The sequence below is a fragment of the Caulobacter sp. GW821-FHT10E02 genome (genome assembly GCF_059415225.1).
This window is the reverse complement of sequence record NZ_JBWKMV010000001.1, coordinates 220,722-245,542: the sequence shown is the minus strand read 5'-3', so window position 1 is coordinate 245,542 and position 24,821 is coordinate 220,722. Positions and strand designations below refer to the sequence as shown.

Here is a 24,821-nt window from a genome sequence, read left to right as displayed (position 1 = left end):
CCTCTCGGCCGGGCGTCTGTTCAGCGCTTGCTGGCTTAGTGCGCGGCCTTGCCGCCGTACTCCGCCATCAGCTCTTCCTTGCGAGCCTTCATCCGTTCACCCATGGCCTCCAGGTCCTCGTCGCCCTTCTTGGCTTGCGAGAACAGGCCGCCGGGTTGTTCCTCTTCCTTGACGTGGTGGGTGATGTACTCGCCCAGCACCTTGACCTTGGCGTCGTAATATTGATCGCCGGGCTTCATCGCCTCGATCTCGGCGATCAGCTTCTTGGCCCCGTCGTGCTCGACATAGGCCTCGTCCAGCAGGTCGTCGTCGACCTCGCCGCGTTCCTCCGGATAGAGGATCTCTTCCTCGATCTGCGTGTGGACCTTGAGCGCTAGGGCGATCTTGTTGAACAGCGCCAGCTTCTCGGCGTCGCCCTCGAGCTGTTCGTACTCGTCGAACATCGCGGCCACCTCGCGGTGGTCCTTCTTGAGCAGGCTGATGGCCAGCGGATCGCGGCGGGCGGTGCGACGCGTGCGGCGCGGCTTGGCGGACTTGGTCGTGGTCTTGGCGGCGGCGGCCATGGAAACTCTCCCTCGGATTGTCCCCCGACCGCCAACAAACCCGCTCGCCCCGCGCCCTGTTCCTTTTGCGATAAACTCTTAATTGAAAAGCGCTTTCAGCGTCGGGCGGCCGACAGTCGACCGCCCGACACCGGAAAGATCAGCGATCCTGGATGTTGCCCGAACGGCTGGTGTTCTGGCGCAGATTGCCGGAACTGCCCTGCTCGTCGAGGTTCACATCGGCATTGCCAGGCTGCGCGTCGAACTCGGCCTGGCCGGCGTCGAGATCAGGCTTCTGGCCCTTGAACGCGCGTTGTTCGGGCGGGATGGGCGGGGGCTTGGACATGGCGTCCTCCTCTTGAGGTGATCGAAATCAACCGATCCCCCGCCAAGGCGGTTCCTACGCCCTAGCTGGCCCGCTTCACGCCCGAGAACACCGCGTCCAACTCGGTGGCCAGCAGCTCGATCCGGTACGGCTTGATCAGCACCCGCCGGCCTTCGTTGGTCGCGGCGGCGGCCGCGGCGCTGTAGCCGGTGGTCAGGATCACCGGCAGGTCGGGCCGCAGCCGCGAGATGTCGCGCGCCAGGTCCAGGCCGCCGACATCGCCCGGCATGACCATGTCGCTGAACACCAGATCGAAGGCGATGTCCTGGCGCAGGGTCTCCAGCGCCGACAGGGCGTCGCCGGCCCGGACCACGTCATAGCCCAGCTCGCGCAGCATCTCCTCGACCAGTTGGGCGACGCTGTCGTCGTCCTCGACCATCAGGATGCGCCGCTCGGTGTCGCCCGGCCCCGGCAGGGCGATCGCCACGGCCTCCAGGGCCAAGGCCTTGGTCGAGCGCGGAATCCGCATCCAGATCGTCGTCCCCTCACCCAGCACGCTCTCGATCCCGGCCTCGCCGCCCGACGAGCGCGCGAAGCCGTAGACCTGGGACAGGCCAAGCCCGGTGCCCTTGCCGACCGCCTTGGTGGTGAAGAAGGGCTCAAACAGGCGGCTCAGCACCTCGGGCGCGACGCCGACGCCGGTGTCGCGGATCGACAGGCGCACCATGTCGCCCACGCCGTCCGGCTTGCCCGAAGGCTCGTTGCGGCCTTCGATGGTGATGGTGCCGCCGTCCGGCATGGCGTCGCGAGCGTTGATGGCGATGTTCAACACCGCCACCTCCATCTGCGAGGCGTCGACCTCGACGCGCCACAGGTCCGGGGCCAGCTTCATCTCGACCGCCACGTCCTCGCGCAGCGAGCGGTCCAGCAGGGTGTGCATGCCGACCAGACGTTTCTCGATATCGACCACTTCCGGCTTCAGCGGCGCGCGGCGCGAGAAGGCCAAGAGCTGCTGGGTCAGGCTGGCGCCGCGATCGATGGCCTGGCGGATGCCGGTGCGCAGGCGCTCGCGGCGGGTCGGGTCGGTGGTCCGTTCCAGCAGGTCCAGACCGCTGGAGGCGACCATCAGCAGGTTGTTGAAGTCGTGGGCGACGCCGCCGGTCAATTGGCCCATGGCCTCCATCTTCTGCGACTGGCGCAGGGCGTCCTCGGCCTTCTCGCGCTCGCGGGTCTCGCGGCTGAGGCGACGATAGGCCTCGGCCTCGCGGGCGTTGGCCGCGCCAAGAACGGCGACCAGCAGGGCCGCCATGCCGATCAGCAGGGCAAAGCCCGCATAGCGCATGGCCCGCCGGGCGGGCGACTCCAGCACGGTGCGCAGATAGACCGAACCCAGCACCGTCTCGCCCTCGGTGACCCGCGAGGTCAGGACGAGGCGCGAGCCGTCGTTGCGGGGCGAAGCCAGCACGTTGCGGGTCGGCGGCGGCGGCGCGCCGGCGCGGACATAGCTGGCGGCCAGATGGCCCTGCATGTCGTAGGCCGCCACGGCCTCGACATCGGGATTGGAGCTCTGGGCTCCAACATATTCCCGGGCCGCCGAGCGGTCGTCGAAGGCTAGCGGCGCGGCCATGCTGCTGGCCAGGATGCGCAGTTGCACCTCGGCCTGGCGGAAGCGCTCCTGCTGCCCCAGGCGCTCGTTATAGGCGGCCATGGCGAAGGCGGCGGCGACGATGGCGACCGCGAGCCCAATGGCCATCGAGACGGTCAGGGCGGGCCGCCAGGCCAGGCTGCCGAACCGGGGCTTCATCGCCCGCCCTCCTTGGGCTGGGCGGCCAGGGACAGCAGCTTGGAGCTGACGGATAGGCCTGCGGCTTGCGCCGCGTCGGCGCGGATCTCGAACCGGACCCGGCCCTCGACGGTGACGAACTGGACCATGGCCCCAGGCGCCTCCAGCGCCTCATCGGCGACGGTCAGCACCGGCTGCCCCGCGACCAGGGCCAGCATCTGCTGCGGCGTCTGGCTGGTCGAGGCGGCGAGGAACAGCATGTGGCAGGACGCGGCGCCCTTGGCCACGGATGGCAGGCGGACGACCACGACCCGGTGCTCGCCGACCTTGGCGCCGTGCGCGGCGTGATCGACGACGCCGCCGAACGGATCGCGTCCGGCGATGCACAGTCGGAACGGCGTGGCGGGACCTTCGAAGGCCGTCACGGGCCAGTCGATGAACGGAGTGAGCTTGTAGAGGTATCCGGCCTTCACGGGCGCGGCGGGATCGGGCTCCGCGGCCTGGGCGACGCCCACCATGGCCCATAGCGCGCAGACCGCCGCGAGCACGCGCGACGGCGAAGCACGCCATCCAGGGGTCAGCCCCGGGGCGCTCGGCGGGAAGCCCAAGACCATACGCCAGTTCCCCTCAGCGGTTTGAACGCGAAGCACGGCTGTTTCGATCCCATCCCCATGACATTTTGGAGGCAGGTCGCCAAACCCTTGGTGGGGCATATGGGCGCGGGGGTACGGATAAGCAAAAAGCCCAGGGCGAACCCTGGGCTTTTATGTGTTCTGCGATGGTACCGCCTCTCAGGCTTGAACTGAGGACCTCTGGTTCCACAAACCAGCGCTCTAACCAACTGAGCTAAGGCGGCGCATCGCGAGGGAGTGTCTTTAGTCGGACAGGCTCCCCGGATCAAGCGCCGAAACACGCTCTTTTCACAAGAAAACGCACGCGTTCCTATCAGGCATTTTCCAAAGAAAACGCGCTCATCCTCATTCGGGCGTTTTCCAAAGAAAAACGCCCCGGAGCCGAACTCCGGGGCGCTTCTGTCTTGTCGCTTGTGTCCAGGCCCTATTGCGGGACTTGGAACACCAGCGGGACCGTCACCTGGCCACCATCGACGGGCGCGCCGTCGAGGGTCTTGGGCTTCATCCGGAACAGGCGCGACAGACGGATCGCGGCGTCGCCGAAACCCATGTCCGCGGGCGACTCGGAAACAACCGAGCAACCTTCCAGAGTACCCTTGGCCGACACGGTGCACGAGATCGTCGCGCGACCGCTGACTTCCATCCGTTGAGCACGGTCCGGGTAGTACCGGGCCATGTCGTCCGCGCCGGGCTTGCGGGCCCAGTCAGGACGCGTGATCACCGACGCGCGGGCCGGCGGAGCCGTCGGCACCGGCGGAACCGCCGAGATCACCGGCGGAGCAGTGGTCTCGACCCGCTTTTCAACGGGCGGGATCGGCAGCGGCGGCGGCGGCGTCACGTCCGGCGGCGGAGCCACCGGGGGACGCGGCTGGACCACTGCCGGAGGCGGCGGCGGCTCGTTGGTCGGCGGCGGCGGAGGCGGCGGCGGCGGAGGAGGCGGCGGAGGCGGAGGCAGCTCCACATCCACGGCCTCGTCCGAGTACTGCTGCATCACCGCTTCGAACTTCTGCTTCGCCAGATAGGCGAAGAGCAGTCCGTGCACACCGCAGACCACGACAAGCGCGATACCGAAGGGGCCCATACCCTTCTTGCGACGCGGGCCTTCCGAAGTGAGCGGATCGTAGTGGCGATGCTCGGGCGTTTGTTGTTCAGCCATGCAGCACCCCTACCTAGCTATCATCCCGTCCAACGAGAGCCACGCTGTAGAAGCCGTTATCCTGGAGGGTGTTCATCACCTCCATGAAAGCCCCGTAGCGAACCTTTTCGTCGGCCCGGATGAAAATGCGCTCCTTGGACGGGTCACGCTTGCCAATGTTCTTGGCAATGTCCTGTCCCATCTCGTCCACGGTGGTCGGGAAATCCCCAATGAAGATTTGCCCAGACTGTTTGATCGAGATGTAAACCGGCTTCGGCGGGTTTGGAGATGCTTTCGCCACCGCCGGCGGCAGGTTCACTTCGACCGACACGGAGGCCAGCGGAGCGGCCACCATGAAGATGATCAGAAGCACCAGCATAACGTCCACGAAGGGCGTAACGTTGATGTCGCTGTTCTGTTCGACGTTAAACCTGTCGCCCCCACCGCCTGAGAGTTTGGCGGCCATGGGTGTTACGCCCCCTTGTCGAGCTGACGCGAGATAGCGTTCATCAGTTCAGCAACGAAACCTTCCGAGCGGGTGCCGTAACCCGAGATGCGGGTCTGGAAGTAGTTGTAGAAGATAACGGCCGGGATAGCGGCGAAGAGGCCGATACCGGTGGCCAGCAGGGCTTCGGCGATACCCGGCGCGACGACGGCCAGGTTGGTCGTGTTGGTGTTAGCGATACCGATGAACGACGTCATGATGCCGTAAACCGTACCGAACAGACCGATGAACGGACCGGCCGAACCGACCGAGGCCAGGAACACCATGCCGCCCGACAGACGCTTCACGAGCGAGGCTTGCACCGCGCTGATGGCGTAGGTGGCGCGAGCGATGGTCGAGTCGCGGTGTTCACCACCGACGGCCAGGCCAGCTTGGCGCGACAGTTCAACTTCCTGCGAGGCGGCGGCGGCCATGTCGGCCATCGGGTTGCCTTCGAATTCTTCCGACGAGCTGATGCGCGCGATGTCGGCGATCGAGCGAGCGCCGCGGAAGGCTTCCAGGAACTTGTCCGATTGCTTGTTCAGGCCAGCGAACTCGAAAATCTTGGTGAGCAGCAGCACCCACGAGAAGACCGAGGCCAGCAGCAGGCCGATCATGACGACCTTAACGACGGCGCCGGCGGCGAGGAACATGCCGACGGGGGTCAGCGAGTGGCCGCCCTTCTTTTCGCCTTCAGCTTCAGCGGCGTCAGCCGGAGGAGCTTCCGGAGCCGGGGTCGCGGCCGGAGCAGCGGCGGCATCGGCGGGAGCGGCTTGGGTCGAGGAGGCGGCGGCCGGAGCGGCGGCGTCCTGAGCAAAGGCCGGGGCGCTCGCCATCAGCGCCATGGCGCCGACGAGAGCGATGAGGGGGGTCTTCCGTTTAATGTCGAGCATCTGTCGCCAGTTCCTGATTGGTCTAGCACGTTTGGACCGAGGGTCGTCGCGCGAGAGCGTCTTCCCTAACTCTGAATAGCCCACCTGGAGGTCGATTGCTCTCCCAAACCTGGCGGACCCGCTTCGCTGCGCTCGACCCGTTACGCCCCTCGCGAGGACCAAGGCCACCGGAAGGATCGTTTCGAAGCGCGGGCAACCGATGCCCCTTCCGAGGCTCCGGTCTTACCGCAATGTTAGAATTGCGGCTGTGGTCCTTTGGCAACCCCTTTTCGCACCGTCAAGGGGATCATTTGGGCACAAATTCATCGTCGGGCAGGCTCATACCCACCCATTGCCGCGTTGCACAAAAGGGTTTTCTGGAAAAAGGGGCGGTTTTTCCCTGGCAACGAGAAAAACCATGCTGCACTGCAGCATAGCAATAAAACGCCGGTCGACGAAAGAAGGCGCCTGCCCTATCGGCAGATGGGGCGTCGGAGCGTCGGGTCAACCGCCATCATGACGGGAAAACGACAACACGACCGGCCTGGTTTCAGGCGGTCGGGAACTTGCTCTGGGCACAGAGGGAAAAGTGGTGCCTGAGACCGGATTCGAACCAGTGACACGCGGATTTTCAATCCGCTGCTCTACCAACTGAGCTACTCAGGCATCTTGCGTTCGGCGGTCGAAACCGCTTCGGCGACCTCGCCTTGCAGCGAGGAGCCGGGTCTATAAGTGAGGCTGGATGGGTTGTCCAGCGCCCTTTTTCATTCCCTGTGGATGTCTTCCGACGGAAGGTTTCCGGGCGGGTTTTCGTCGTCGTCCTCGGCGCCGGGGACGACATAGCGGTCGCTCAGCCAGCGCTGCAGGTCGACGTCCGAGCAGCGCTTGGAGCAGAACGGACGGAAAGCGGTTTCGACCGGCTTGCCGCAGATGGGGCACCCCGTGCTCATGTCGCGGACACCTCAAGACGGTCGACCGGCCAGTCCGATCGAGATTCGATGACGAAGCGGCGACCCAGGCGCTCGGCGACGCCGGCGTCCAGCTCGGTCGCGAAGGCCTCGGCCACGGCGGGCGCGCAGCGGGCCGTCAGACGACCGCCAGGATCGGCCCTGCCCTCGCGCTCAAGCGCCCGCGCCAGGCGACGGGCGACGTAGCGGGGATTCGCCAACCCATTCTGAGCCAGAAGCCGGTCGAGAATCGGCGCCGCACGCCTCGGCACGATCATTTCCAGCGTGCCGAACTTGCTGATCGCCCCGATTCCCACGCCCGGATTGTCCAGCACGAAGGCGTTACGGGCGGCCGTGGTCAGGGCCTGACCGTCATGGCCGCGTCCGACGAGGTCGAAAACGACGATGCCGCCCAAGCCCTTCAGCCGCAGCACGCGCGCCGCGACGCTGAGGGCGGCCATGTTGGCCTGGCGGGCGGCCCGCTTCGAATCGGTGGATTCGCGGCCGCCCAGGTCGACGTCGACCGCTGTCAGGGCCCGCGTGGTCTCCACGGCGATGTCGCCGCCGCCCGGCAGGGCGAAGACGGTGGTCAGGGCGTCGGCCTCGGCCTCCTCGACGGCCAGGAGGGCCTTGTCGCCCGTCGTGGGCGATCCGGCCTTCACATGGTGGCGCAGAAGCGCCTCGATGGTCGGAGCCAGCTCCAGCACGCGCGGCTCGCCCTGCCCTTCGGCGACGAAGCGGGCGACAGCGGCCTTGTCGGCGCGCGAGGCGGTCTTGATCTCGATCTCGACGAGGCCGCCCTCGACCAGCTTGGGCATGTCGGGCCGGATCGGCAGCAGCACGTCCTGGCCGCCCGGCAGGGCCACGAAGGCGGCGTTGAAGGCCTTCTCGATCGTCTTGATACGGGCCACGCCCCGCACGCCCTCGGCGTCCAGCGGATCGTCGGAGGGCCAGGCGACGAACAGGCGCTCGGGGCGGCCGTCCAGGGTCACGACCCCGACGGTCTCGCCGACGCCCTTGTAGAGATAGGCGCGCCGCTCGCTGGCGGGCTTGGCGGCCCTGTGGTCGGACTTGTGGTCAGGCTTGGCGTTCATGGCCGATACCCCAGGCCGCTCAACAGGTTGAGGGTCTCGTACAGCGGCAGACCCACGACGCTGGGATAGGATCCCTGCAGCTCGGTGATGAAGCCCCCGGCCATGCCTTGCACGCCGTAGCCGCCCGCCTTGCCCTTCCACTGGCCGCCTTCGACATAGGCGTCGCGCTCGGCGTCGGTCAGGCGCTTGAAGCCAACCTTGGTCTCGACCAGCCGCGAGCCCTCGCGACCGTCGGGCGCGATCAGGGCGACGCCGGTCAGCACCTTGTGGTTCCGGCCCGACAGCAGCTTGAGACAGTAGAGGACATCCGCCTCGGTCTCGGCCTTGGGCAGGATGCGCCGGCCGACGGCCACCACCGTGTCGGCGGCCAGGACGAAGTCGCCCGGCGACCGCGCGGCGACGGCGCGCGCCTTCTCCTGCGCCAGGCGCAGGGCGTGGCGGCGCGGGGTCTCGTCGCGCAGCGGACTTTCGTCGATGTCGGCGGGGTCGACCCGGTCGGGCGTAACGCCGACCTGGGCCAGCAGGTCGAGGCGCCGCGGGCTCGCGCTGGCCAGGACCAGCGACGGCTGGACGGCCATCTCAGGAGCCACGGGCGTCCTACTTGAAGCGGTAGGTGATACGGCCCTTGGTGAGGTCGTACGGGGTCATCTCGACCAGGACCTTGTCGCCAGCCAGAACGCGGATGCGGTTCTTGCGCATCTTGCCGGCGGTGTGGGCGATGATCTCGTGTGCGTTCTCGAGCGTCACCCGGAAGGTGGCGTTCGGCAGCAGTTCGCTGACCGTACCGGGAAACTCGAGCAGTTCTTCCTTAGCCATCAGGCCTCTCAATTGGAGCGAATCGGATAGCCGCGAGGGCGCGCCTGACGGGTGAGTCAGCACGAGGCCCTTCGCGGCGAGGCGCCTCTATAGCGCATTCACCCCCCAAACGTCGATGGCGCACCGAAACGTTGCTTGATGGCCTCGGCCAGGGTGTCGCGAACCTCCCTGTACGCCGCAAGCCGGGCCTCCCGCGAACCGTCCGTCAACGTCGGATCATGGGTGGGCCAGTACTCGATCTCGACCGCGCGATCGCGCGACAGCTCGACGGCGCGGTGCTGGGCCTCAGGTGTCAGGGAGACCACGACGTCGAAACTGTCGTCCTCCAGCTGGGCGAAGGTCTTGGGCTTGTGGCCGGACACGTCCAGACCCAGCTCGTCCATCACCGCCACGACGAAGGGGTCGATCCCCTCCCCGGCCGGATCCGGCTTCAGCCCGCAGGAATCGACGAACGCCCGCGTGCCGTAGAATCGCTTGAACAGCCCCTCGGCCATCGGCGAGCGCACGCGGTTGAAGTTGCAGGTGAACAGCACCGCATCCGGGAGCTCGCCCACCTTAACCCCGCCAGTGCAGCGCGCAGATCAGGGTGAACAGCCGCCGGGCGGTGTCGAGGTCGGTCTTGACCTTCCCCTCCAGGCGCTCGCGCAGAAGATTGGAGCCCTCGTTGTGCAGGCCGCGCCGGCCCATGTCCAAAGCCTCGATCTGCTGCGGCGTCGAGCTGCGGATCGCCGAATAGTAGCTGTCGCAGATCATGAAGTAGTCCTTGATCACCCCCCGGAAGGGCGACAGCGACAGCAAGTGGCGCTTGGCGTAGTCCGGCCCGGAAATGTCGAAGGCCAACCGGTTCTCGATCAGCGACAGCTTGATGTCGTAGGGCCCGCCAGACGCCTCGGCCGGCTCGAAATAGTTGCCGTCCAGGAGATCGAAGATCGCGACCTGGCGCTCCTGCTCCTGGTCGCGCGAGGCCGCCGCGAGGCTGTCCTCGTCGATCTCGATCGACTTGATCTTGTGGCTGGCGGAGTCGGCGGTGCTCATCTGTCGCGACGTTCGCGCGTCAGTCGCCGGAAGGCAACCGGATCGACGCCGAGAGCGCGTGGGCGGGCAGCCCCTCGGCCTTGGCCAGCGCGACCGTGTGCGGTCCCAGGATGCCGAACGAGGCCGCGTCGCACTTCACGATCGAGGTGCGCTTGATGAAGTCGAAGATCGACAGGCCCGACTGGAAGCGCGCGGCGCGGCTGGTCGGCAGCACGTGGTTGGAGCCGGCCACGTAGTCGCCGATGGCCTCGGGCGTCAGGCGGCCCAGGAAGATCGCGCCGGCATGACGGACGCGGTCCGACAACGCTTCCGGGTTCTCCATCGCGAACTCGACGTGCTCGGGCGCGATGGCGTCGACCAGGGCCGGGCTCTCGTCCAGGGGCGCGATGATCACCGCGCCGTGGTCGCGCCACGAGGCGGCGGCGTCCTCGCCGGTGGCCAGGGTCTTCAGGCGCTCGGTGACGGCGGTCTCGACGGCGGCGGCGAAGGCCTCGTCGTCGGTGATCAGGATCGACTGGGCGGCCGGGTCGTGCTCGGCCTGGCTCAGCAGGTCGGCGGCAATCCAGTCGGGATTGTTCTTGTTGTCGGCGACCACGACGATCTCGGACGGACCGGCCAGGGCGTCGATGCCGACCACGCCATAGAGCCGGCGCTTGGCGGCGGTGACATAGGCGTTGCCCGGGCCGACGATCTTGTCGACCGGCTGGATCGGGCCTGCCCCATAGGCCAGGGCGGCGACGGCCTGGGCCCCGCCGATGCGCCAGATTTCGGTGACGCCGGCTTCCTTGGCGGCTGCGAGCACAGCCGGCTGCAGCTTGCCGGGCGGGGTGACCATGGCGATGCGATCGACGCCGGCCACCTGGGCGGGCACGGCGTTCATCAGCACGGTCGAGGGATAGGCCGCGCGGCCGCCGGGGACATAGACGCCCACGGCCTCCAGCGCCGTCCAGCGCCAGCCCAGCTCGACGCCGGCCTCGTCGGTCCAGGCCTGATCGGCCGGACGCTGGCGGCTGTGATAGGCGCGGATGCGGGCGGCGGCGAAGGCGATGGCCTCACGCACGTCGGCGGGGGTGTCGGCCCAGCCCTGCTCGATCTCCTCGGGCGTCACGCGGATCGTCTGCTCGGTCAGCTCGACCTTGTCGAACTTGCGGGTGAGGTCGAGCACGGCGTCGAGGCCATGGGTCTTCACCGCGTCCAGCACGCTCGCGGCGGCGGCGTCGACATCGGCCGGCGAGCCGCGACGCTCGTCGAGGAAGGCCTTGAAGGCGGCCTGGAAATCCGGGGCGGTGAAGGAGAAGCGGCGCATGGCCTGCTAGATGCGGGTTTTTGCCGGGGAGGCAAGAGCAAAGCCCTTCGGGCGGCCCCTCGTCATCAATAGAGGCGATTGCATCACGCGACGCCAACCCCATAAGTTGCACGAGATAAGCAAAGCTCTCGGGGGGCGACGATGAGAAACTACCTGCTTGTATCGCTGGTGGCGCTGGTGTGCGCGGGATGCGCGTCCAACCGGATGGACAACGACCGGTTCAGCACGGCCGGGACCCAGTTCTCGATCCGGAAGGACCCGATCGTCCCGGTAAGACCGCAGGTGAAGGAAAAGGCCAAGAAGGCGGGGTCCGGGACGGGGGAGTCCAAGACCACCTATTACAACAACCCTAGCCTCGAGAAGATGCTCACCCAGTACTATCAGCGCTCCCAGGAAGCCGAGAGCCTGGAGAACAGAAGCAGAGGCGGCGATCAGATCGAAGCCAAGCCGCAGAGCCGCTACGCCAACGCCCTGATCGACTATCGCGCCGCCGGCTTCGACGCCTCGCGGGGGATTTGCGAATACGCGCTGAACCGGCTGGGCGAGGCCCACTCGGACTACCGGTTCGCCAACAAGTCGTTCAACGTCGGCTCCGGCGCGGTGTCCAGCCTGATGGGCATCTTCCAGGCCAGCGCCAAGTCGATCGCGGTGACCGCGACCAGCACGGCGCTGCTGCAGGCCTGGTCGCAGGACTTCGAGGAATACGCCTATCTCACCGCGTCCATCGGCACGGTCGGCGAGAAAGTGAAGGCAGCGCAGGACACCTACCGCAAGGGCGTCGAGGGCTTCGTCACCGATCCGGCCGCCAGCCAGCCCAAGGAAGCGCCCAAGGGCAAGTACGACGTCACCCCGCCTCGCAGCTGGGCCGACGCGACGCTGCAGATCCAGCAGTACAACAGCTTCTGCCTGGCGACGGGCATGCGCGCGCTGATCGAGAAGGCCGTCGGCAAGGCCGATGTCTATTTCGACGAGAAGACCGGCAGCGTCGAGTTCTTCAGCACCCAGAACCTGGCGCAGCTGAAGCTGGCGCTACGGCAGAAGGAGCTCATGGAGCAGCAGCGGGAGATCGGCGCGGCCCAGCAGCAGGTCGATCTCGCGGAGGGCAAGCTGAGATCCGGGGACGCCGCGGTCAAGCAGGCGACCGCGACCATCGCCGCGCTCGGACCCAAGCTCCAGGCCATCAATCTCTACGACCCGGCGACGAAGCTGGTCGATGTGAGAAGCGCCGAAGCGGCCGTCGCCGCCGCCGAAGCGATCGCCAAGGGCGCCAGCCCGCCCAGCGACGCCACGGCGAACCTCAACCAGGCCCAGGCCACGCTGACCCAGGCCGAGCAGCTTCAGCAAGCGCTGAACGACCTGGCGCAGTACGACGACAACTGGCGGACCACCGCGAACGGGAAGATCGACGACGCCCGGAAGAAGGCCGAGCAGCTCAGGCAGGCGTTCGGCGCGCAGCCCGCCACTCCAAGCTAGTCGGCCCTGCCCCGCATCATCGCCCCGTACACCGCCGCCGCGATCGCAAGACCCACGAACCAGGCGTAGGTGTAGAGGGTGGTCCAGAAGCCGCCGACGCCGCCGAACAGGTGTGGCGCGGCGGCGGCCAGGAAGCCCGGCAGGTTGGGCAGCACGCCCAGGACCAGGGCGATGATCGCCGCCAGGTTCCAGCCGCCGCGATAGGCATAGGCCCCGTCGCGGACATAGAGGTCGTCCACCGCCAGCTGGGCCTTCCGCACCAGCCAGTAGTCGACGATCAGGATCCCCGCGATCGGCCCCAGCAGCGCGCCGTAGCCGACCAGCCAGGTGAAGATGTAGCCCTGGGTGGTCTCCAAGAGCTTCCAGGGCATGATCAGCACGCCGATGCCGGCGGTGATCCAGCCGCCGGTGCGATAGCTGATCTTGCTGGGCCACAGGGCCGAGAAGTCATAGGCCGGCCCGACCAGATTGGCGGCGATGTTGCAGCACACGGTGTCGAGGCTGATGATCAGCAGGCCCACGACCACGGCGATGCCGCCGATGTCGCCGGCCAGTTGCACCGGGTCCCAGACCGCCTTGCCGAACACCAGGGCGGTGGCCGAGGTCGTCACGACGCTGACCAGGGCCAGCAGGCCCATCGGCGCTGGCAGGCCCACGGCCTGGCCGATGATTTGGTCGGATTGCGTCCGAGCGAAACGCGTGAAGTCGGGAATGTTCAAGGCCAGCGTCGCCCAGAACCCGACCATGGCCGTCAGGGCGGACGCGAAGACGCTCCAGAACTGGCCGGCCTTGGGGCCGCCTTCGACGAAGGCCGAGGGCTGGTGGAAGATGGGGCCGAGCCCGCCGGCCTTGCCGACCGCCCACCAGACCATGAGCAGGCAGATCGCCACCTTGATCGGCGCGGTCCAGGTCTCGAGCTTGCGCACCGCCGTCAGGCCCTTGGTGACGAACAGCAGCTGGATGGCCCAGAAGGCGAAGAAGGCCAGCAACTGTCCCAGGCCGATGCCCAAGAGCGGCAACGGCGCGCCTTCCAGCTTCTTGCCAACGATCACGCCCAGCAGGGTCAGCAGCGCCCCGCCGCCGATCCAGGTCTGGATGCCGTACCAGCCACAGGCGACGATCGCTCTTGCAACAGCCGGGACCCGCGCGCCCCTCCAGCCGAACGAGGCTCGCGCCAGCACCGCATAGGGCACGCCCCAGCGCGCGCCGGCGTGGCCGATCAGCAGCATGGGGACCAGCACGACCAGATTGCCCAGCAGCACGGTCGCCACCGCCTGTCCGGCTGACATGCCCTGCTCGATCAGGCCCGAGGCCAGCATGTAGGCCGGCACGCAGATGACCATGCCCAGCCACAGGCCGGCGAAATGCCACCAGCGCCAGGTGCGCTGCGCCTCGCTGGTCGGCGCCAGGTCCTCGTTCCACAGATCGCTGTCGGGTGTTCGCATGCGGCGAAGCTTAGGCGCGCTTGCCGGCCCTACGCAATCTGCGGAACGGCGTTCGGCGGATCAGGCCAGCGCCGCGTAGGCCAGGGTCGCCAGGCCGCCGAGGAACACCACGCACAACGCCACCAGGGTCGCGCGCCCCCAGTCGAAGCACGGCCCGCCGTGACGCAGCACCGGCGGCTCGGGCTTGGTGATGTCGCATGAGCGGAAGAAAACCGGCTGGGCTTCCCCAGCCGCGTAGGACGACTTCCGGGCCATCTTCGGGCCTCCCTGACGAGCGCGCCTCTGGTGAGCGCATGGCGTTAACCTAACACCGCTCGCGCCTCAGGCGAATTGGGAGGCCGATCACTACCGCGTGGGACGAAATGCTGGCGTCGCCCCTGCCCGTCGAAAGATCAGAAAAAAGGCGCCGCTCAGAGATTGAGCAGGCGCCTAATTCCTAGTCCGCGTGGCCCGGCGTCCGGGGCGTCGCCCACGGATCGGAGACGTCGGCCAGGGCCACGTCCAGGCAGTCCACCGACACCCGCATGTCGCCGCCGCCGGCGAAGGTCAGGGTGACGATGCCGGCCGGGGCTTCCTCGGCCGGCTCGAAGCCGATCGACAGCAGCTCGACCACCGCGCCCTTGGCGTCGCGACGCAGGTTGCGGCCCTGGACGCCGGTGACGTCGCCGAACTGCAGGGCCGAGCGCACGCGCTCCCCCTTCTTGTCGGCGCTTTCCCAGCGGAAGCGGTTGCAGGCGATCGTCAGGGTGCGCCCTTGGGCGTCCCAACGGATGTCGCCGATCTTGGCGATGGCGTCCTGCAGAGCAGCCGACAGCACGCCAAGGTCATCGGCGTCGTGGGCCAGCAGGCGCAGCGGCTTGGCGGTTTCAGCCATGCGTCAGAGCTCCGGCTCGCCGTCGCCCTTGATGCGACGGACCTGAGCCCCGCAGGCGCCCAGCTTCTCTTCGAGACGCTCGAAGCCGCGGTCCAGGTGATAGATGCGGCTGACCGTGGTCTCGCCGCGCGCGACCAGGCCGGCGATCACCAGGCTGACCGAGGCGCGCAGGTCGGTGGCCATCACCTCGGCGCCTTCCAGCTGCTCGACGCCGCGCACGCGGGCCTCGCCGCCCGAGACCGAGATGTCGGCCCCCAGGCGCATCAGCTCGGGGGCGTGCATGAAGCGGTTCTCGAAGATGGTCTCGCGGATGCGGCTCTCGCCGTTCGCGGTGGTCATCAGGGCCATGAACTGCGCTTGCAGGTCGGTGGCGAAACCCGGGAACGGCGCGGTCTCGATATCCACCGCGTTCAGGCGCGAACCATTGCGGCGAATGATGCAGCCGTCGGCGGTGTGCTCGACGCCGGCCCCGGCCTCTTCCAGCTTGGTGAGCAGGCTGTCGATCAGGCCCGGACGGGCGTTCGTCAGTCGCACTTCGCCACCGGCCATGGCGGCGGCGACGGCGTAGGTGCCCATCTCGATGCGATCGGGGATCACCGCGTGGGTCGCGCCGCGCAGGCGGGCGACGCCGGTGATGGTGATGGTCGGGGTGCCCGCGCCTTCGACCTTGGCGCCCATGGCGTTCAGGCACTCTTGCAGGTCGACCAGTTCCGGCTCGCAGGCGGCGTTCTGGATCACCGAGACGCCGTCAGCCAGCACGGCGGCCAGCATGGCGTGCTCGGTGGCGCCCACCGAGACGATCGGGAAGACGATCTCCGCGCCTCTCAGACCACGCGGGGCCTGGGCGTAGACGTAGCCTTCGTGCAGGTCGATCTTGGCGCCAAGGGCTTCCAGGGCCTGCAGGTGCAGGTCCACGGGGCGCGCGCCGATGGTGCAGCCGCCGGGCAGCGAGACCTTGGCCTGGCCCGAGCGGGCGACCAGCGGGCCCAGCACATTGAACGAGGCGCGCATCTGGCGAACCAGGTCATAGGGCGCGAAGCCGCTGGTGATCTCGGCGGCGTGCAGCAGGGTCTGCTGGCCGTCGGGACCATCGCTCTCGGTGACCTCGACGCCCAGGCGCGACAGCAGCTTGCCCAGGAAGCGCGTATCCGCCAGGCGCGGCATGTTCGTCAGGCGCAGCGGCTCATCGGTGAGCAGGCTGGCCGCCATCAGCTTGATGGCCGAGTTCTTGGCGCCGCTGACCGGGATCGATCCGTTCAGCCGCGCGCCGCCGGTGATGGCGATGCGATCCATTCAGGTCCCTCGAACGCGCGGGGGTGGGGGTCGCCGCGCGGTTCAACATGTGAGGGGCGGGTTCTATCCGTTGCAAGAGGGCTTGCAAGGGCTCCACATCGAAATTGGCCTGCTAAATCGGGGCCGAGAGGTCGTAGGGCCGCTCGTCGTCGGGCCAGCGCAGGTCGTGGGTCGTGCTGGCGAGGTCCAGGGCCACCTGGGCCAGCTCGATCGCCTTGCGCGTCGCGGCCAGGGCGTCGCGCCCGAACGCGGCCTTGCCGGCCTCGGTGTCGAACTGACCGCCGTCGCCCGCCAGCCGCACGGCGACCGCCCAGTCCCGGCCCTCCGGATTCGGGAACGGCGCGGAGAGTTCGATGGTCAGTTCGACGCGCTCGCCGCCGCGATGAGTTATCCCCAGCAGTTTGCGAACGGCGGTATACGGCCGAGGCGCGGCCTCCGCCGCCGCGACCGCCGGATCGGAATTCCCCGCCAAAGCCCCACGGGCGGCGGCTTTCCGCTTACGGAGGTTGGTCCGGAGCGCTTCGGCCAGCTTGGCCTCGCGGGTGGATTTGTCGTCGCTGATCGCCATGCGCCGGGGGTGCGGCGACAAAGATCGCGGGTCAAGACGATTTTGGGCTTGGCGTTCGCGATTCACCTCGCTATACGCCCCTCCTCTTCGCCGCGGTAGCTCAGTGGTAGAGCGCATCCTTGGTAAGGCTGAGGTCCAGGGTTCGAGTCCCTGTCGTGGCACCATGGGGATCCAAGCATAGCTTGGATCCCCACCATTCTCCCAAAAATTCAAACCGCTTAGAGACGACGCGCCCAGCGTCTATCGGCTCGATGCGCGTCGCAGCGTCACCGGTCCCAGCAGGCCCGACGGCGACAGCGGGTCATCGGCCTTGAAGGGCTGGATCGGCGCGAAGGTGTAGCGGTGCGCGCCCGGCTGCAGGTCGCCGATCATCCGGTTGGCCCAGAAGTTGACGACGCGGATGCTCAAGCTGTTGCGGCCCGGCTTGAGGGCGTCGGTGACGTCCACCGCGTAGGGCGGCTTCCACTGCACGGGCAGGGTCTTGCCATTCAGGGTGACGGTGGCGAACTCATGCACCGCGCCGAGGTCGAGCCGGACACGGCCCTTCAGCCAGGCGCGCGGAACCTCGATCGTCTTCTCGTAGGTCGCCGCGCCGGAATAGTAGCGCACGCCCGGATCGGCGTTGTCTGTCCACGAGGCGAGGCTCGGTAAGGTCACACTGGCCGGCGCGCCCCAGCCCGGCTCGAACTTCACGGTCCAGGGCCCGTCGAGGGTCTTGAGGGCGGTGGACGTCGTTACCGGCGTCGAGCGCGAGACTTCGGCGGTCGGCGTCCGGAAGACCACGAACACGGCGTCGTAGGGCGCCAGTTCCAGCGGAACCTCGGTGCGGCCGTCGCGCTGGAGGAACGCCGCAGCTTCCCCCTGCCCCGTATCGGCGCGCCACAGCTCGGGCGCTTTGCCAACGATGCGGAACGACGGCGCGATCTTCAGCGGACAGTCGCTGGTGTTGGCGACGAAATAGACCTCGCCGTCATCGAGCACCCGGCGGGTCCAGACGAGGTCGGAACCCGCGCCGGTGACCGCCGGCGGACTGCGCGGGGCCAGGGCGGCCTCGACCGATCCCGTGTGGATCGGACCGCTCCACAGCTTGTCGGCCAGGAGCTTCCACTCGAACTCGGCTGTGGGGCCGCCGGTCAGGGTCGGCGAGGCCTTGGGGCGTACGCCGATGACCAGGCCGCCGGCCGAGACCAGGGCGTCCAGCGCCTTCAGCACCGGCAGGCTCATCCGCTCGACCCGCGCCGGGATGACCAGGGCCGCGTAGCTCGCGCCCGACGGCAGGACCAGGCGGCCGTCCTTGACGGTCATCCGCTGGACCAGGCTCTCGGCGTCGAGATAGTCAAAGTCCCAGCCCGCCGGCAGGTTCGGCTTGCCGCCCTCGATATACGGAAGCCCCGTCGCCGCGCCCTCGCCCTGGAAGTAGGCGATGTCGGCGCCCGGTCGGCCCTGGCGCAGCATCCAGCCGCTGCGGGCCAGATAGTCGGTCCAGGCCCGCATCTCGCCCTCGGCCCAGGTCTCGTTGCGCGACAGGTGCTGGCCGTACTGGCGCAGGGTCATGCCCGGCTTGCGGTCGGTGAAGGGCTGGTGGGCCGAGGTGTGCAGGACGAAGTGGTTGATGCCCTCGGCCATGAAGCGGTCGACGATGCGCTTGTGCTGCCAGGGGCCGGTGCGCCAGGGGTCCTCGCCCATAGTGGTCAGGGCCTCGGCTCCGACCAATGGCTTGCCATAGACGTGGGCGGCCGAGGCGGCCTCGCGGACGTCGGCCAGGTGCGCGGGCGGAGGCGGCTTGCCCTCCGGATAGACCCAGAACTCGCCCATGGGCACGTCGACCCGGCCCTTGGCCTGCAGGCCGTCGGCGATGGTCGGCAAATCGACGCCCGGCGCCTCGGCGTCGTAGCGCAGGCCCTCGGCGTGGAGGATTTTGGTGATTTCGGCGAAGTGGTGCTCGGTCAGCAGGTCGGCGATCGTGCGACGATAGTCAGCCAGGAAGCGGTCGGAGGCCTCGGCGCTCTGCACCACCCTGCCCGCCAGCACCGGCAGCCACGGCGTCAGGGCGTAGCCGCGCCGGGTCTGGAACTCGGCGGCCATGGCCTCGGTCCAGTTCTGCTGCCCGACCTCCCAGCTGTCGGTGATGACGAAGCTCAGGCCGTCCTTGCCGTAGAGGTCGCCCAGCTCGGCCTTCAACGGATCGAGCAGGCCCCGCATATGGGCGCGGACGTGGTCGGCGTTCAGCTTGTCGACCTCCAGGCCCAGGCTCTCGGCGGCGGCCGGGGTGTCGCGGCGGCCGGTCAGCGACCAGCCGTAGCGGGCGACGCGCCAGAGACCGACGGTCGGCGGCGTCCAGTCCAGGGTCCCGTCGGGCTTCATCCGTCCGGTCAGGTCCACCACGTTTTCGGGCGAGATGGCGCCGTCGGTCGTCGGGGTCGGGACGTCCCAGGCGTCGGTCAGCACGCCCCACCCCGCCTTCTCCTGGAAGCGGTCGACGCGGGGATCGGCGTGGAGCGAGAACTCGGTCAGGGCCACGGGCTTGGCGTCCTTGGCCAGGCGCAGGCGGAAGACCTTGGCGGTCGCCTTCGGGAAGGCGAAGGTGCGAACCGGCAGGCCCTGGCGCACGTCGCCCGGCAGAGTCGCCAGGGTGCGGAAGGCGACCCCGTCGTCGCTGGCCTCGATCACGCCTTCGGGCATCGCGCCATCCACGGCGACGGTCACCGCGCGGAAGGTCATGGGCTCTGCGTAGGTCAAGGTCAGCCAGCCGCCGCCGTTGAGGAACCGTAGGGCCGGCTCGGCATAGGCCCGGTCGGTCAGGCGGGCGAAGTCGACCGGTTCGCTGGAGTCGAAGCTGGCCGGGAAGACATAGCGCTCGTTCTCGCGCCAGGCCACCACCGCCACGTCCTGATAGAGCCTCGGCTCGGCGAAGCGGGCGGTGATTGGCAAATCCTGGAACGGGCCGCTGACGCTCGGCGGGGGCGTCAGGACGAGCGGCTGGGTGCGGACGACGACGGTCTCGCTCCAGACCAGCTTCTTCATCGCCTCTTCGGGTTTCACCCAAGGGCCGCCGGTCTCGCTCCAGCCGCCGCCGGCCTGCATGCCGAACTGCAGTCCCAGGCGCTTGGACTCGGCCGCCGCGTAGCGCACCGCCGCCTTCCATTCGGGCGTGCCGTAGCCGACGCGCTTGTCGACATATTGCGGGATCGGCGGCGAGCCGAAGCCGATGTCGAACAGGATCGAACCGCCGATCCCGGCGCGCTTCATCCATTCCAGATCGAGGTGGACGCCCTCTTGCGTGACGTTGCCGTTGATCCACTGCCAGAAGACCTGCGGCCGCGCCTCGGCGGGCGGGGAGACAAAGCCGTCGCGGAGGGCGTCAGCGGCGAAAGCCAAGTGGCTGACGCTCAGGGCCAGGATCAAACCGAGCGCGACCGGGCGTTTGTTCACGCCGCTTCTCCCTTAGTGGCTGGCGCTCCGAAGCGGCCGCCCGCACAATAACGTCCAAGGCCGAAATTCAAAGCTGGTATGATGAGTATATCAGCTTGCCTTCCCCTACGGCGTCGCCTTTGATGGCGCAAAGCCAGGGAGGCCTTTCCATGCGTATCGACCACCGCCTGTTCGCCGTTCCGGCGCTTGCGTTTTCCCTGGCCGGCGCGGCTCACGCCGCCGATCGTCCCTGGTACACCCAAGGCGCCTTCGCCCCCACCGAGCGCATCGCCATCCAGGTCACCAACGACCTCGACGAGGATCGCGTGGGCAGCCCCGTGGTGCTGACCCCGGCCCAGCTGCCGATGCTGCGCGGCGCTCAGGCCCTGACCGTCACCCTGGTCGATCCGGACGGGACGCCCCGCCCTGCCCCCGACCACGAGCGCCAGGCCCAGGACGGCCCGCACGGCCATCTGGTCGAGGCCAACGGCCGCGCCGTCGACTACCAGCTGGACGACCTGGACGCCGACGGCCTGTGGGACGAACTCTTCCTGCAGGTCGACCTCAAAGCCCACCAGACCAAGACGCTCTACATCTATCGCGGCTTCCAGCAGCGCGGCTGGAACCCGCACCGCACCCACGCCGGCATCGGCAGCTACATGCGCCACACCGTGCCCTTCTGGGAGTCCGAGGCGGTCGGCTGGAAGCTGTGGTTCCCGACTGACGCCGACGTCTACGGCAAGCGCGCGCCGATGCTGATGTCGCCGCGCCTCTATGGCGAGAACCTGGACGGCTACGCGGTATCGCGGATCGACCCGAAGATGGGCTCGGACATCATGTCGGTGGACGACAGCTTCGGCGGCGGCGGCATCGGTGTCTTCGACGATCCGGCCAAGCCCGACGTCGTCTCGCGCCCGCGCTTCACGCCCCAGGCCGACCAGGAGCACCGCTTCAATGGCAACGGCCTGACCGACACCCGCTACGCCTTCGAGGTCGTGACCAACGGCCCCCTGCGCAGCATGATCCGCGTCAAGACGATGAACTGGGACAGCGGCCGGGGCCGCTACGACGTCGAGCAGCTCTACACCGCCTATGCCGGCCAGAACTATTCGACCGCCCGCGTGACCTTCAAGACGTTCGCCCCGAAGGCCAAGGGCGCGGCCTGGGCGGCGGGGATCCGCAAGCACGCCCCCGAGCAGATCGCCTACCAGCAGGGCGGCGTGGTCATCACCGGCGGCAGCGAGCTGGTGCGCAATCCCGACGACAAGGAGGCCGTGCAAAACGGCCTGCGCATCGACTATGCCGGCTCGGCCCTGGTCGTGCGCGACGCCTACAAGCCGAAATACGTGTTTGGCGGCGATCGCCAAGGCAACCACCTCTTCAAGGTGGCTCCGACCAAGGACAACCAGTTCGAATACATGATCGCCGCCGCCTGGAGCGAAGGCCCGACCTTAAAGACCGCCGACGCCTTCAAGGCCTACGTGATCAAGTCCGCGCGCGAGTACAATTCGCCGGTGCGGGTCAGCAGCGTGGTGGCGGAAAAGCGCTAGGCCCACGGTTCGCGCAAGCGCGGCGCCGTTCGCGAAGTGACGCTGGCGGAGCGGCGGCTGGCCGGCGATCCAGGCGGCCCGACAACGCCGAGACCGTCCATGTTCATGTTCCTCGCCGCAGCCCTCGCTGCCGCGCTTGCCGCTTCTCCTCAGCTCGACGCCGTTCCGCAGACCCGACTGGCCCCGGCCCTGCGCTGTCGGCTGGGCGCCTATGCCCTGCCGGCCGGACGGTTCGTGTCCATCACCGGCCAGGACGGTCATCCGCGAAATCTGCGCTACACGCTCTCGACCGGCGAGTTCGGCCGGCTTCGGGAAGACGCGGATGGCGCCTATGCCGCTGGCCCGCTCACGATCGCCTTCGAGCCCTGCGCCGCCGGCCGCCTGAAGCTGACGCGGGGCGAGGTGGCGGAGCAAGGCGATCGCCTACCCTTGGCCGAGACCGAAACGACCTTCGCCAGCGACGGCATCGCCCTCCACGGCAAGCTGGTCATGCCGCCGGGCGCCAAGACCCTGGCGGTCTGGATCGACGGCTCGAACAACGACCCCTCCACGGACGACGCCGTCTGGCAGTACGAACTGGCGCGGCGGGGCGTGGCGGTCTTCGTCTACGACAAGCGCGGGACCGGCGCGTCCGCAGGCGCCCTGTCGGCCGACTTCCACGTGCGGGCGCAGGACACGGCCGCAGCGGTCAAGGAGGCCCGACGCCTTGCCACGAGCGTGCGCAAGGTCGGGGTGATCGGCGGCAGCCAGGGCGGCTGGGTCGCGCCCCTGACGGCGACGCTGACGCCGCTGGACTTCGTCATCCCCGCCTTCGCCATGGCCGAGGGTCCGATCGCCCAGGACCGCCAGGTTGTCGAGGACCAGCTGCGCCAGGCGGGCTTCAAAGATGATGATCTCGCCAAGGCCAGGGCGCTGACCGCACTGACCGAACGGGTCGTGCGCTCGAACTTCCGCGACGGCTTTCCGGACCTTGACGCCTTCCGGGCGCAGCACGCCAGCGAGCCCTGGCTGAAGGCCATCCAGCCGCGCTCGTACACGGGCATCCTGCTGACAATGTCCAGCGCCGACGCCATGGCCGGCGGGCCGGCCGCGTCGCAGGGCTTGAGCTTCACGTACGAGCCACGCCCGGTGATCGAGACGATCAAGCCGCGCCAGCTCTGGCTGCTGGGCGGCAGCGACCATCAGGCGCCGAACGCGGGCACTCAGGCCATTCTGAGGGAGGTCCAACTCAAGCGACCGGACCTCGGCGTCGTGGTGTTCCCGAAGGCCGACCACGGGCTGATCGAGCGCAAAGGGACGACGAGTGTCTACGCCGCGAAGCTGTTCGACATCACCGCTGCATGGATCAAGGACGGGAAGCTTCCAGGCGCCGGAAACTTCGTGGTTATGCCGGACTAAAGGTCCAGCGACCGCAGCAGAGCGGCCTCGGCGCCGTCGGGGTCGCGGGCCTGCAGGCGCTCGACGACCAGCGCATATTCCGCGACCAGTTTGCCGCGATGCTCAGCCGCCTCATCGGCATTAACCGGCAGCCAGCCCAGCATGGCCTCGGCAACGGCGTCGAAAATGGCGTTGCGCGAGATGGCGGCGAGCTTGCCGTGGAAGGCGCGGTCCAGGGCGGCGAAGGCCTCGGCGTCGTCGATGGCGGCGCGTTGCTGCTCGACCAGGAGCTCCAGCTGTTCAAGGTCCGCCGCCTCGGCCTTCACGGCCGCCTCGCGCACCATGCCGCGTTCGAAGAAGCGGCGGGCTTCCTTCAGGTTCTCGACCATGTTCGGCGAGGCCGACAGCATCAGCTGGGCGACGAGGTCCAACTGGCCGACGGCCGACTTGGCGGTCAGCGGCCGCACGCGGGCGCGCTCGCCGTGCTTGATGGTGATCAGGCCTTGGGTGGCCAGGGTCTGCATGGCCTCGCGGATGGCCGGACGGCCGACGCCGTAGCGGACCATCAGCTCGCGCTCGGACGGCAGCGCCTGCCCCGGCGCGCACTCGCCCGAGGTGATCATCGCCTTGAGGCGGTCGAGGACGTGGTCGGAGAGCTTGCGCTTGACGATCGGCGCTTCGACCAGCCCTTCGTCGGTCTTGCGAAGCGCCATGCCCGGAAACTGGAGCAAGGCCGGTTCGAAGTCCAGATAATGGATTTCGACCAGCCCTCGGGCGCGGTGGAAGGCCGGTCGCTCACCGCCGCGCGGCCGGGCCGGACGCCGTTCGGCGCCGCCCGGGATCCGCAGCTTGAGCGACCGCCGCCCCATGGTCAGTACGACGAGAACAGCGCCGCGCGGGCCAGGCGCTGGGCTTCCAGGGCGTCCTGGCGATCCTGGGCGGCCTGCATGGCGTCGAAGTCCAGCTTGTCCAGCGCCCGGTCGATGACCTTCAGGAAGTCGATGGCCAGCTTGGCGGCCGTGACGCTGTCCTCGCGGAACGGGAACTGGTCCAGCTGCCAGACGCCTTCCCACTTGTTCTTGCGCAGGACGTAGAAGAACTCGAATAGCTCCATCGGGTGGACCGAGCCGGCGACCATGTCGTCGTCCCAGCTGCGCAGGTTGTCGTTGACGTCCATGCCGAACAGGCGGCCGTGGTCGATGGCCAGCTGGGCCGCGTCGGCCGGCGACTCGCCGCCGTAGAGGGAGTGGCCGAAGTCGAGCAGGATGCCGATGTTGGGCAGGCCGATCTTCTCGATGCCCAGCAGGGTGCGAGCCACCGAGTCGAAGCTCATGTGGTTGCGCGGCTCGCGCGGCTTGTACTCGATGACGAACTTCAGGTCGGGGTTCTGGCTGGCCAGCTCGCCGACGCCGTCCATCGACATTCGCCACAGCTTCCCGTGGTCGACCTGAAACGGATAGTCCCAGCCGTCCTGGCCCGGCCACAGCTTGACGTAGTCGGCGCCGAAGCGGCGGACGACCTTGGCCGCGTCGTTGCACATCTCATTGGCCAGGCGGCGCACGCCCGGATCGGGATTGGTGAAGGCGCCCTTGGAGAACTGGCGGGTATAGATCTCGGGCGTGATGCCGATGACCCCGAGGTTGTTGCGCTTCAGCGCCACCTCGACCGCGTCCAGCGACAGGTTCGGATCGACGAACGGGTAGTTCAGGTCGACGACCGACAGGTCGCCCACCTGGCCGGCCTTGTCGATCGCCTCGATCAGGCTGACCGGCGGGCCGTAACCGTCGGTGGCGTAGCGGTCGACATAGGTGGCGAAGTGCCAGATGCCGGCTCCGAACTTCAGCTTGCTCATGAGCGCG

Annotated in this window: 25 protein-coding genes and 3 tRNA genes; 4 read left to right on the top strand and 24 right to left on the bottom strand. The window is 68.2% G+C overall.

Features of this window, described 5'->3' with window-relative positions:
• Nucleotides 1-35: 35 nt before the first annotated feature.
• The 16 genes from AC07NI_RS01135 to hisD all read right to left on the bottom strand — a co-directional run bounded on the left by AC07NI_RS01135 (nucleotide 36) and on the right by hisD (nucleotide 10,971).
• Nucleotides 36-563 (bottom strand): hemerythrin domain-containing protein, encoded by a 528-nt coding sequence (locus tag AC07NI_RS01135; RefSeq protein ID WP_494614993.1) that lies wholly within the window; start codon nucleotides 561-563, stop codon nucleotides 36-38.
• A gap of 139 nt (nucleotides 564-702) precedes the next feature.
• A complete protein-coding gene (locus tag AC07NI_RS01130) occupies nucleotides 703-888 on the bottom strand; it encodes a hypothetical protein (protein ID WP_494614991.1) in 186 nt (61 codons plus the stop codon).
• Nucleotides 889-949: 61 nt separating this feature from the next.
• On the bottom strand, nucleotides 950-2,671 hold the full coding sequence (locus tag AC07NI_RS01125) for an ATP-binding protein (protein ID WP_494614989.1): 1,722 nt from the start codon (nucleotides 2,669-2,671) through the stop codon (nucleotides 950-952).
• Entirely contained in the window at nucleotides 2,668-3,264 is a 597-nt protein-coding gene (locus AC07NI_RS01120) for a TOL_0243 family YfiR-like periplasmic protein (RefSeq protein WP_494614987.1), read from the bottom strand. The genes AC07NI_RS01125 and AC07NI_RS01120 overlap by 4 nt, the downstream gene beginning before the upstream one ends.
• A 165-nt stretch (nucleotides 3,265-3,429) precedes the next feature.
• Nucleotides 3,430-3,506: transfer RNA gene (locus AC07NI_RS01115), tRNA-His, on the bottom strand.
• Between the two features lie 200 nt (nucleotides 3,507-3,706).
• Nucleotides 3,707-4,438: an energy transducer TonB gene (locus AC07NI_RS01110; RefSeq protein ID WP_494614985.1), complete on the bottom strand. Its 732-nt coding sequence runs from the start codon at nucleotides 4,436-4,438 to the stop codon at nucleotides 3,707-3,709.
• 13 nt (nucleotides 4,439-4,451) lie between these two features.
• Complete coding sequence (locus AC07NI_RS01105; RefSeq protein WP_494614982.1) at nucleotides 4,452-4,883, bottom strand: biopolymer transporter ExbD; 432 nt, start codon at nucleotides 4,881-4,883, stop codon at nucleotides 4,452-4,454.
• 5 nt (nucleotides 4,884-4,888) lie between these two features.
• Nucleotides 4,889-5,794, bottom strand: a complete 906-nt coding sequence (locus AC07NI_RS01100; RefSeq protein WP_494614980.1) for a MotA/TolQ/ExbB proton channel family protein — start codon at nucleotides 5,792-5,794, stop codon at nucleotides 4,889-4,891.
• A 569-nt stretch (nucleotides 5,795-6,363) separates the two neighbouring features.
• A tRNA-Phe gene (locus AC07NI_RS01095) sits at nucleotides 6,364-6,439 on the bottom strand.
• Between the two features lie 98 nt (nucleotides 6,440-6,537).
• Nucleotides 6,538-6,723 carry a DNA gyrase inhibitor YacG gene (locus tag AC07NI_RS01090; protein WP_494614977.1) on the bottom strand — a complete coding sequence of 62 codons (186 nt, stop codon included), beginning with the start codon at nucleotides 6,721-6,723 and terminating at the stop codon, nucleotides 6,538-6,540.
• A complete protein-coding gene (locus tag AC07NI_RS01085) occupies nucleotides 6,720-7,814 on the bottom strand; it encodes a ribonuclease E/G (RefSeq protein ID WP_494614974.1) in 1,095 nt (364 codons plus the stop codon). The genes AC07NI_RS01090 and AC07NI_RS01085 overlap by 4 nt, the downstream gene beginning before the upstream one ends.
• Nucleotides 7,811-8,392 (bottom strand): Maf family protein, encoded by a 582-nt coding sequence (locus AC07NI_RS01080; RefSeq protein WP_494618201.1) that lies wholly within the window; start codon nucleotides 8,390-8,392, stop codon nucleotides 7,811-7,813. The genes AC07NI_RS01085 and AC07NI_RS01080 overlap by 4 nt, the downstream gene beginning before the upstream one ends.
• Nucleotides 8,393-8,411: 19 nt before the next feature.
• Nucleotides 8,412-8,630, bottom strand: a complete 219-nt coding sequence (gene infA / locus AC07NI_RS01075; protein WP_035044427.1) for a translation initiation factor IF-1 — start codon at nucleotides 8,628-8,630, stop codon at nucleotides 8,412-8,414.
• Nucleotides 8,631-8,728: 98 nt separating this feature from the next.
• The gene (locus AC07NI_RS01070; RefSeq protein WP_494614969.1) at nucleotides 8,729-9,184 is read right to left on the bottom strand and encodes an arsenate reductase ArsC; all 456 of its coding nucleotides are present in this window, start codon (nucleotides 9,182-9,184) and stop codon (nucleotides 8,729-8,731) included.
• Nucleotide 9,185: 1 nt separating this feature from the next.
• On the bottom strand, nucleotides 9,186-9,665 hold the full coding sequence (locus tag AC07NI_RS01065) for a UPF0262 family protein (protein WP_494614967.1): 480 nt from the start codon (nucleotides 9,663-9,665) through the stop codon (nucleotides 9,186-9,188).
• 19 nt (nucleotides 9,666-9,684) lie between these two features.
• Nucleotides 9,685-10,971: a histidinol dehydrogenase gene (gene hisD / locus AC07NI_RS01060; protein ID WP_494614961.1), complete on the bottom strand. Its 1,287-nt coding sequence runs from the start codon at nucleotides 10,969-10,971 to the stop codon at nucleotides 9,685-9,687.
• Nucleotides 10,972-11,112: 141 nt separating this feature from the next.
• Between hisD and AC07NI_RS01055 the strand changes: the two genes are divergently transcribed.
• A complete protein-coding gene (locus AC07NI_RS01055) occupies nucleotides 11,113-12,444 on the top strand; it encodes a hypothetical protein (protein WP_494614959.1) in 1,332 nt (443 codons plus the stop codon).
• Here AC07NI_RS01055 and AC07NI_RS01050 read toward each other — a convergent pair.
• The 5 genes from AC07NI_RS01050 to AC07NI_RS01030 form a co-directional block, all read right to left on the bottom strand.
• Entirely contained in the window at nucleotides 12,441-13,889 is a 1,449-nt protein-coding gene (locus tag AC07NI_RS01050) for an NCS1 family nucleobase:cation symporter-1 (RefSeq protein ID WP_494614956.1), read from the bottom strand. The two genes, AC07NI_RS01055 and AC07NI_RS01050, sit on opposite strands and share 4 nt — an antisense overlap.
• 60 nt (nucleotides 13,890-13,949) lie before the next feature.
• Nucleotides 13,950-14,144, bottom strand: coding sequence for a hypothetical protein (locus AC07NI_RS01045; protein WP_494614954.1), 195 nt, complete (start codon nucleotides 14,142-14,144; stop codon nucleotides 13,950-13,952).
• A 181-nt stretch (nucleotides 14,145-14,325) separates the two neighbouring features.
• Nucleotides 14,326-14,763, bottom strand: a complete 438-nt coding sequence (locus AC07NI_RS01040) for a DUF2948 family protein (protein ID WP_494614951.1) — start codon at nucleotides 14,761-14,763, stop codon at nucleotides 14,326-14,328.
• Nucleotides 14,764-14,766: 3 nt separating this feature from the next.
• Nucleotides 14,767-16,056 carry a UDP-N-acetylglucosamine 1-carboxyvinyltransferase gene (gene murA, locus AC07NI_RS01035; RefSeq protein WP_494614948.1) on the bottom strand — a complete coding sequence of 430 codons (1,290 nt, stop codon included), beginning with the start codon at nucleotides 16,054-16,056 and terminating at the stop codon, nucleotides 14,767-14,769.
• Between the two features lie 112 nt (nucleotides 16,057-16,168).
• Nucleotides 16,169-16,624, bottom strand: a complete 456-nt coding sequence (locus AC07NI_RS01030; protein WP_494614947.1) for a hypothetical protein — start codon at nucleotides 16,622-16,624, stop codon at nucleotides 16,169-16,171.
• Nucleotides 16,625-16,713: 89 nt separating this feature from the next.
• On the opposite strand from AC07NI_RS01030, the gene AC07NI_RS01025 reads away from it, so the two are divergent.
• Nucleotides 16,714-16,788, top strand: a tRNA-Thr gene (locus AC07NI_RS01025).
• Nucleotides 16,789-16,864: 76 nt separating this feature from the next.
• Here AC07NI_RS01025 and AC07NI_RS01020 read toward each other — a convergent pair.
• Nucleotides 16,865-20,056 carry a glycosyl hydrolase gene (locus AC07NI_RS01020; protein WP_494614946.1) on the bottom strand — a complete coding sequence of 1,064 codons (3,192 nt, stop codon included), beginning with the start codon at nucleotides 20,054-20,056 and terminating at the stop codon, nucleotides 16,865-16,867.
• Nucleotides 20,057-20,205: 149 nt separating this feature from the next.
• On the opposite strand from AC07NI_RS01020, the gene AC07NI_RS01015 reads away from it, so the two are divergent.
• Nucleotides 20,206-21,585: a DUF4861 family protein gene (locus AC07NI_RS01015; protein ID WP_494614943.1), complete on the top strand. Its 1,380-nt coding sequence runs from the start codon at nucleotides 20,206-20,208 to the stop codon at nucleotides 21,583-21,585.
• Nucleotides 21,586-21,684: 99 nt separating this feature from the next.
• Nucleotides 21,685-22,983, top strand: a complete 1,299-nt coding sequence (locus AC07NI_RS01010; RefSeq protein ID WP_494614942.1) for an alpha/beta hydrolase family protein — start codon at nucleotides 21,685-21,687, stop codon at nucleotides 22,981-22,983.
• On the opposite strand, the gene AC07NI_RS01005 is transcribed toward AC07NI_RS01010, so the two are convergent.
• Entirely contained in the window at nucleotides 22,980-23,831 is an 852-nt protein-coding gene (locus tag AC07NI_RS01005) for a GntR family transcriptional regulator (protein WP_494614941.1), read from the bottom strand. The two genes, AC07NI_RS01010 and AC07NI_RS01005, sit on opposite strands and share 4 nt — an antisense overlap.
• Nucleotides 23,832-23,833: 2 nt before the next feature.
• Nucleotides 23,834-24,814 (bottom strand): sugar phosphate isomerase/epimerase family protein, encoded by a 981-nt coding sequence (locus AC07NI_RS01000; protein WP_494614940.1) that lies wholly within the window; start codon nucleotides 24,812-24,814, stop codon nucleotides 23,834-23,836.
• Between the last annotated feature and the right edge of the window lie 7 nt (nucleotides 24,815-24,821).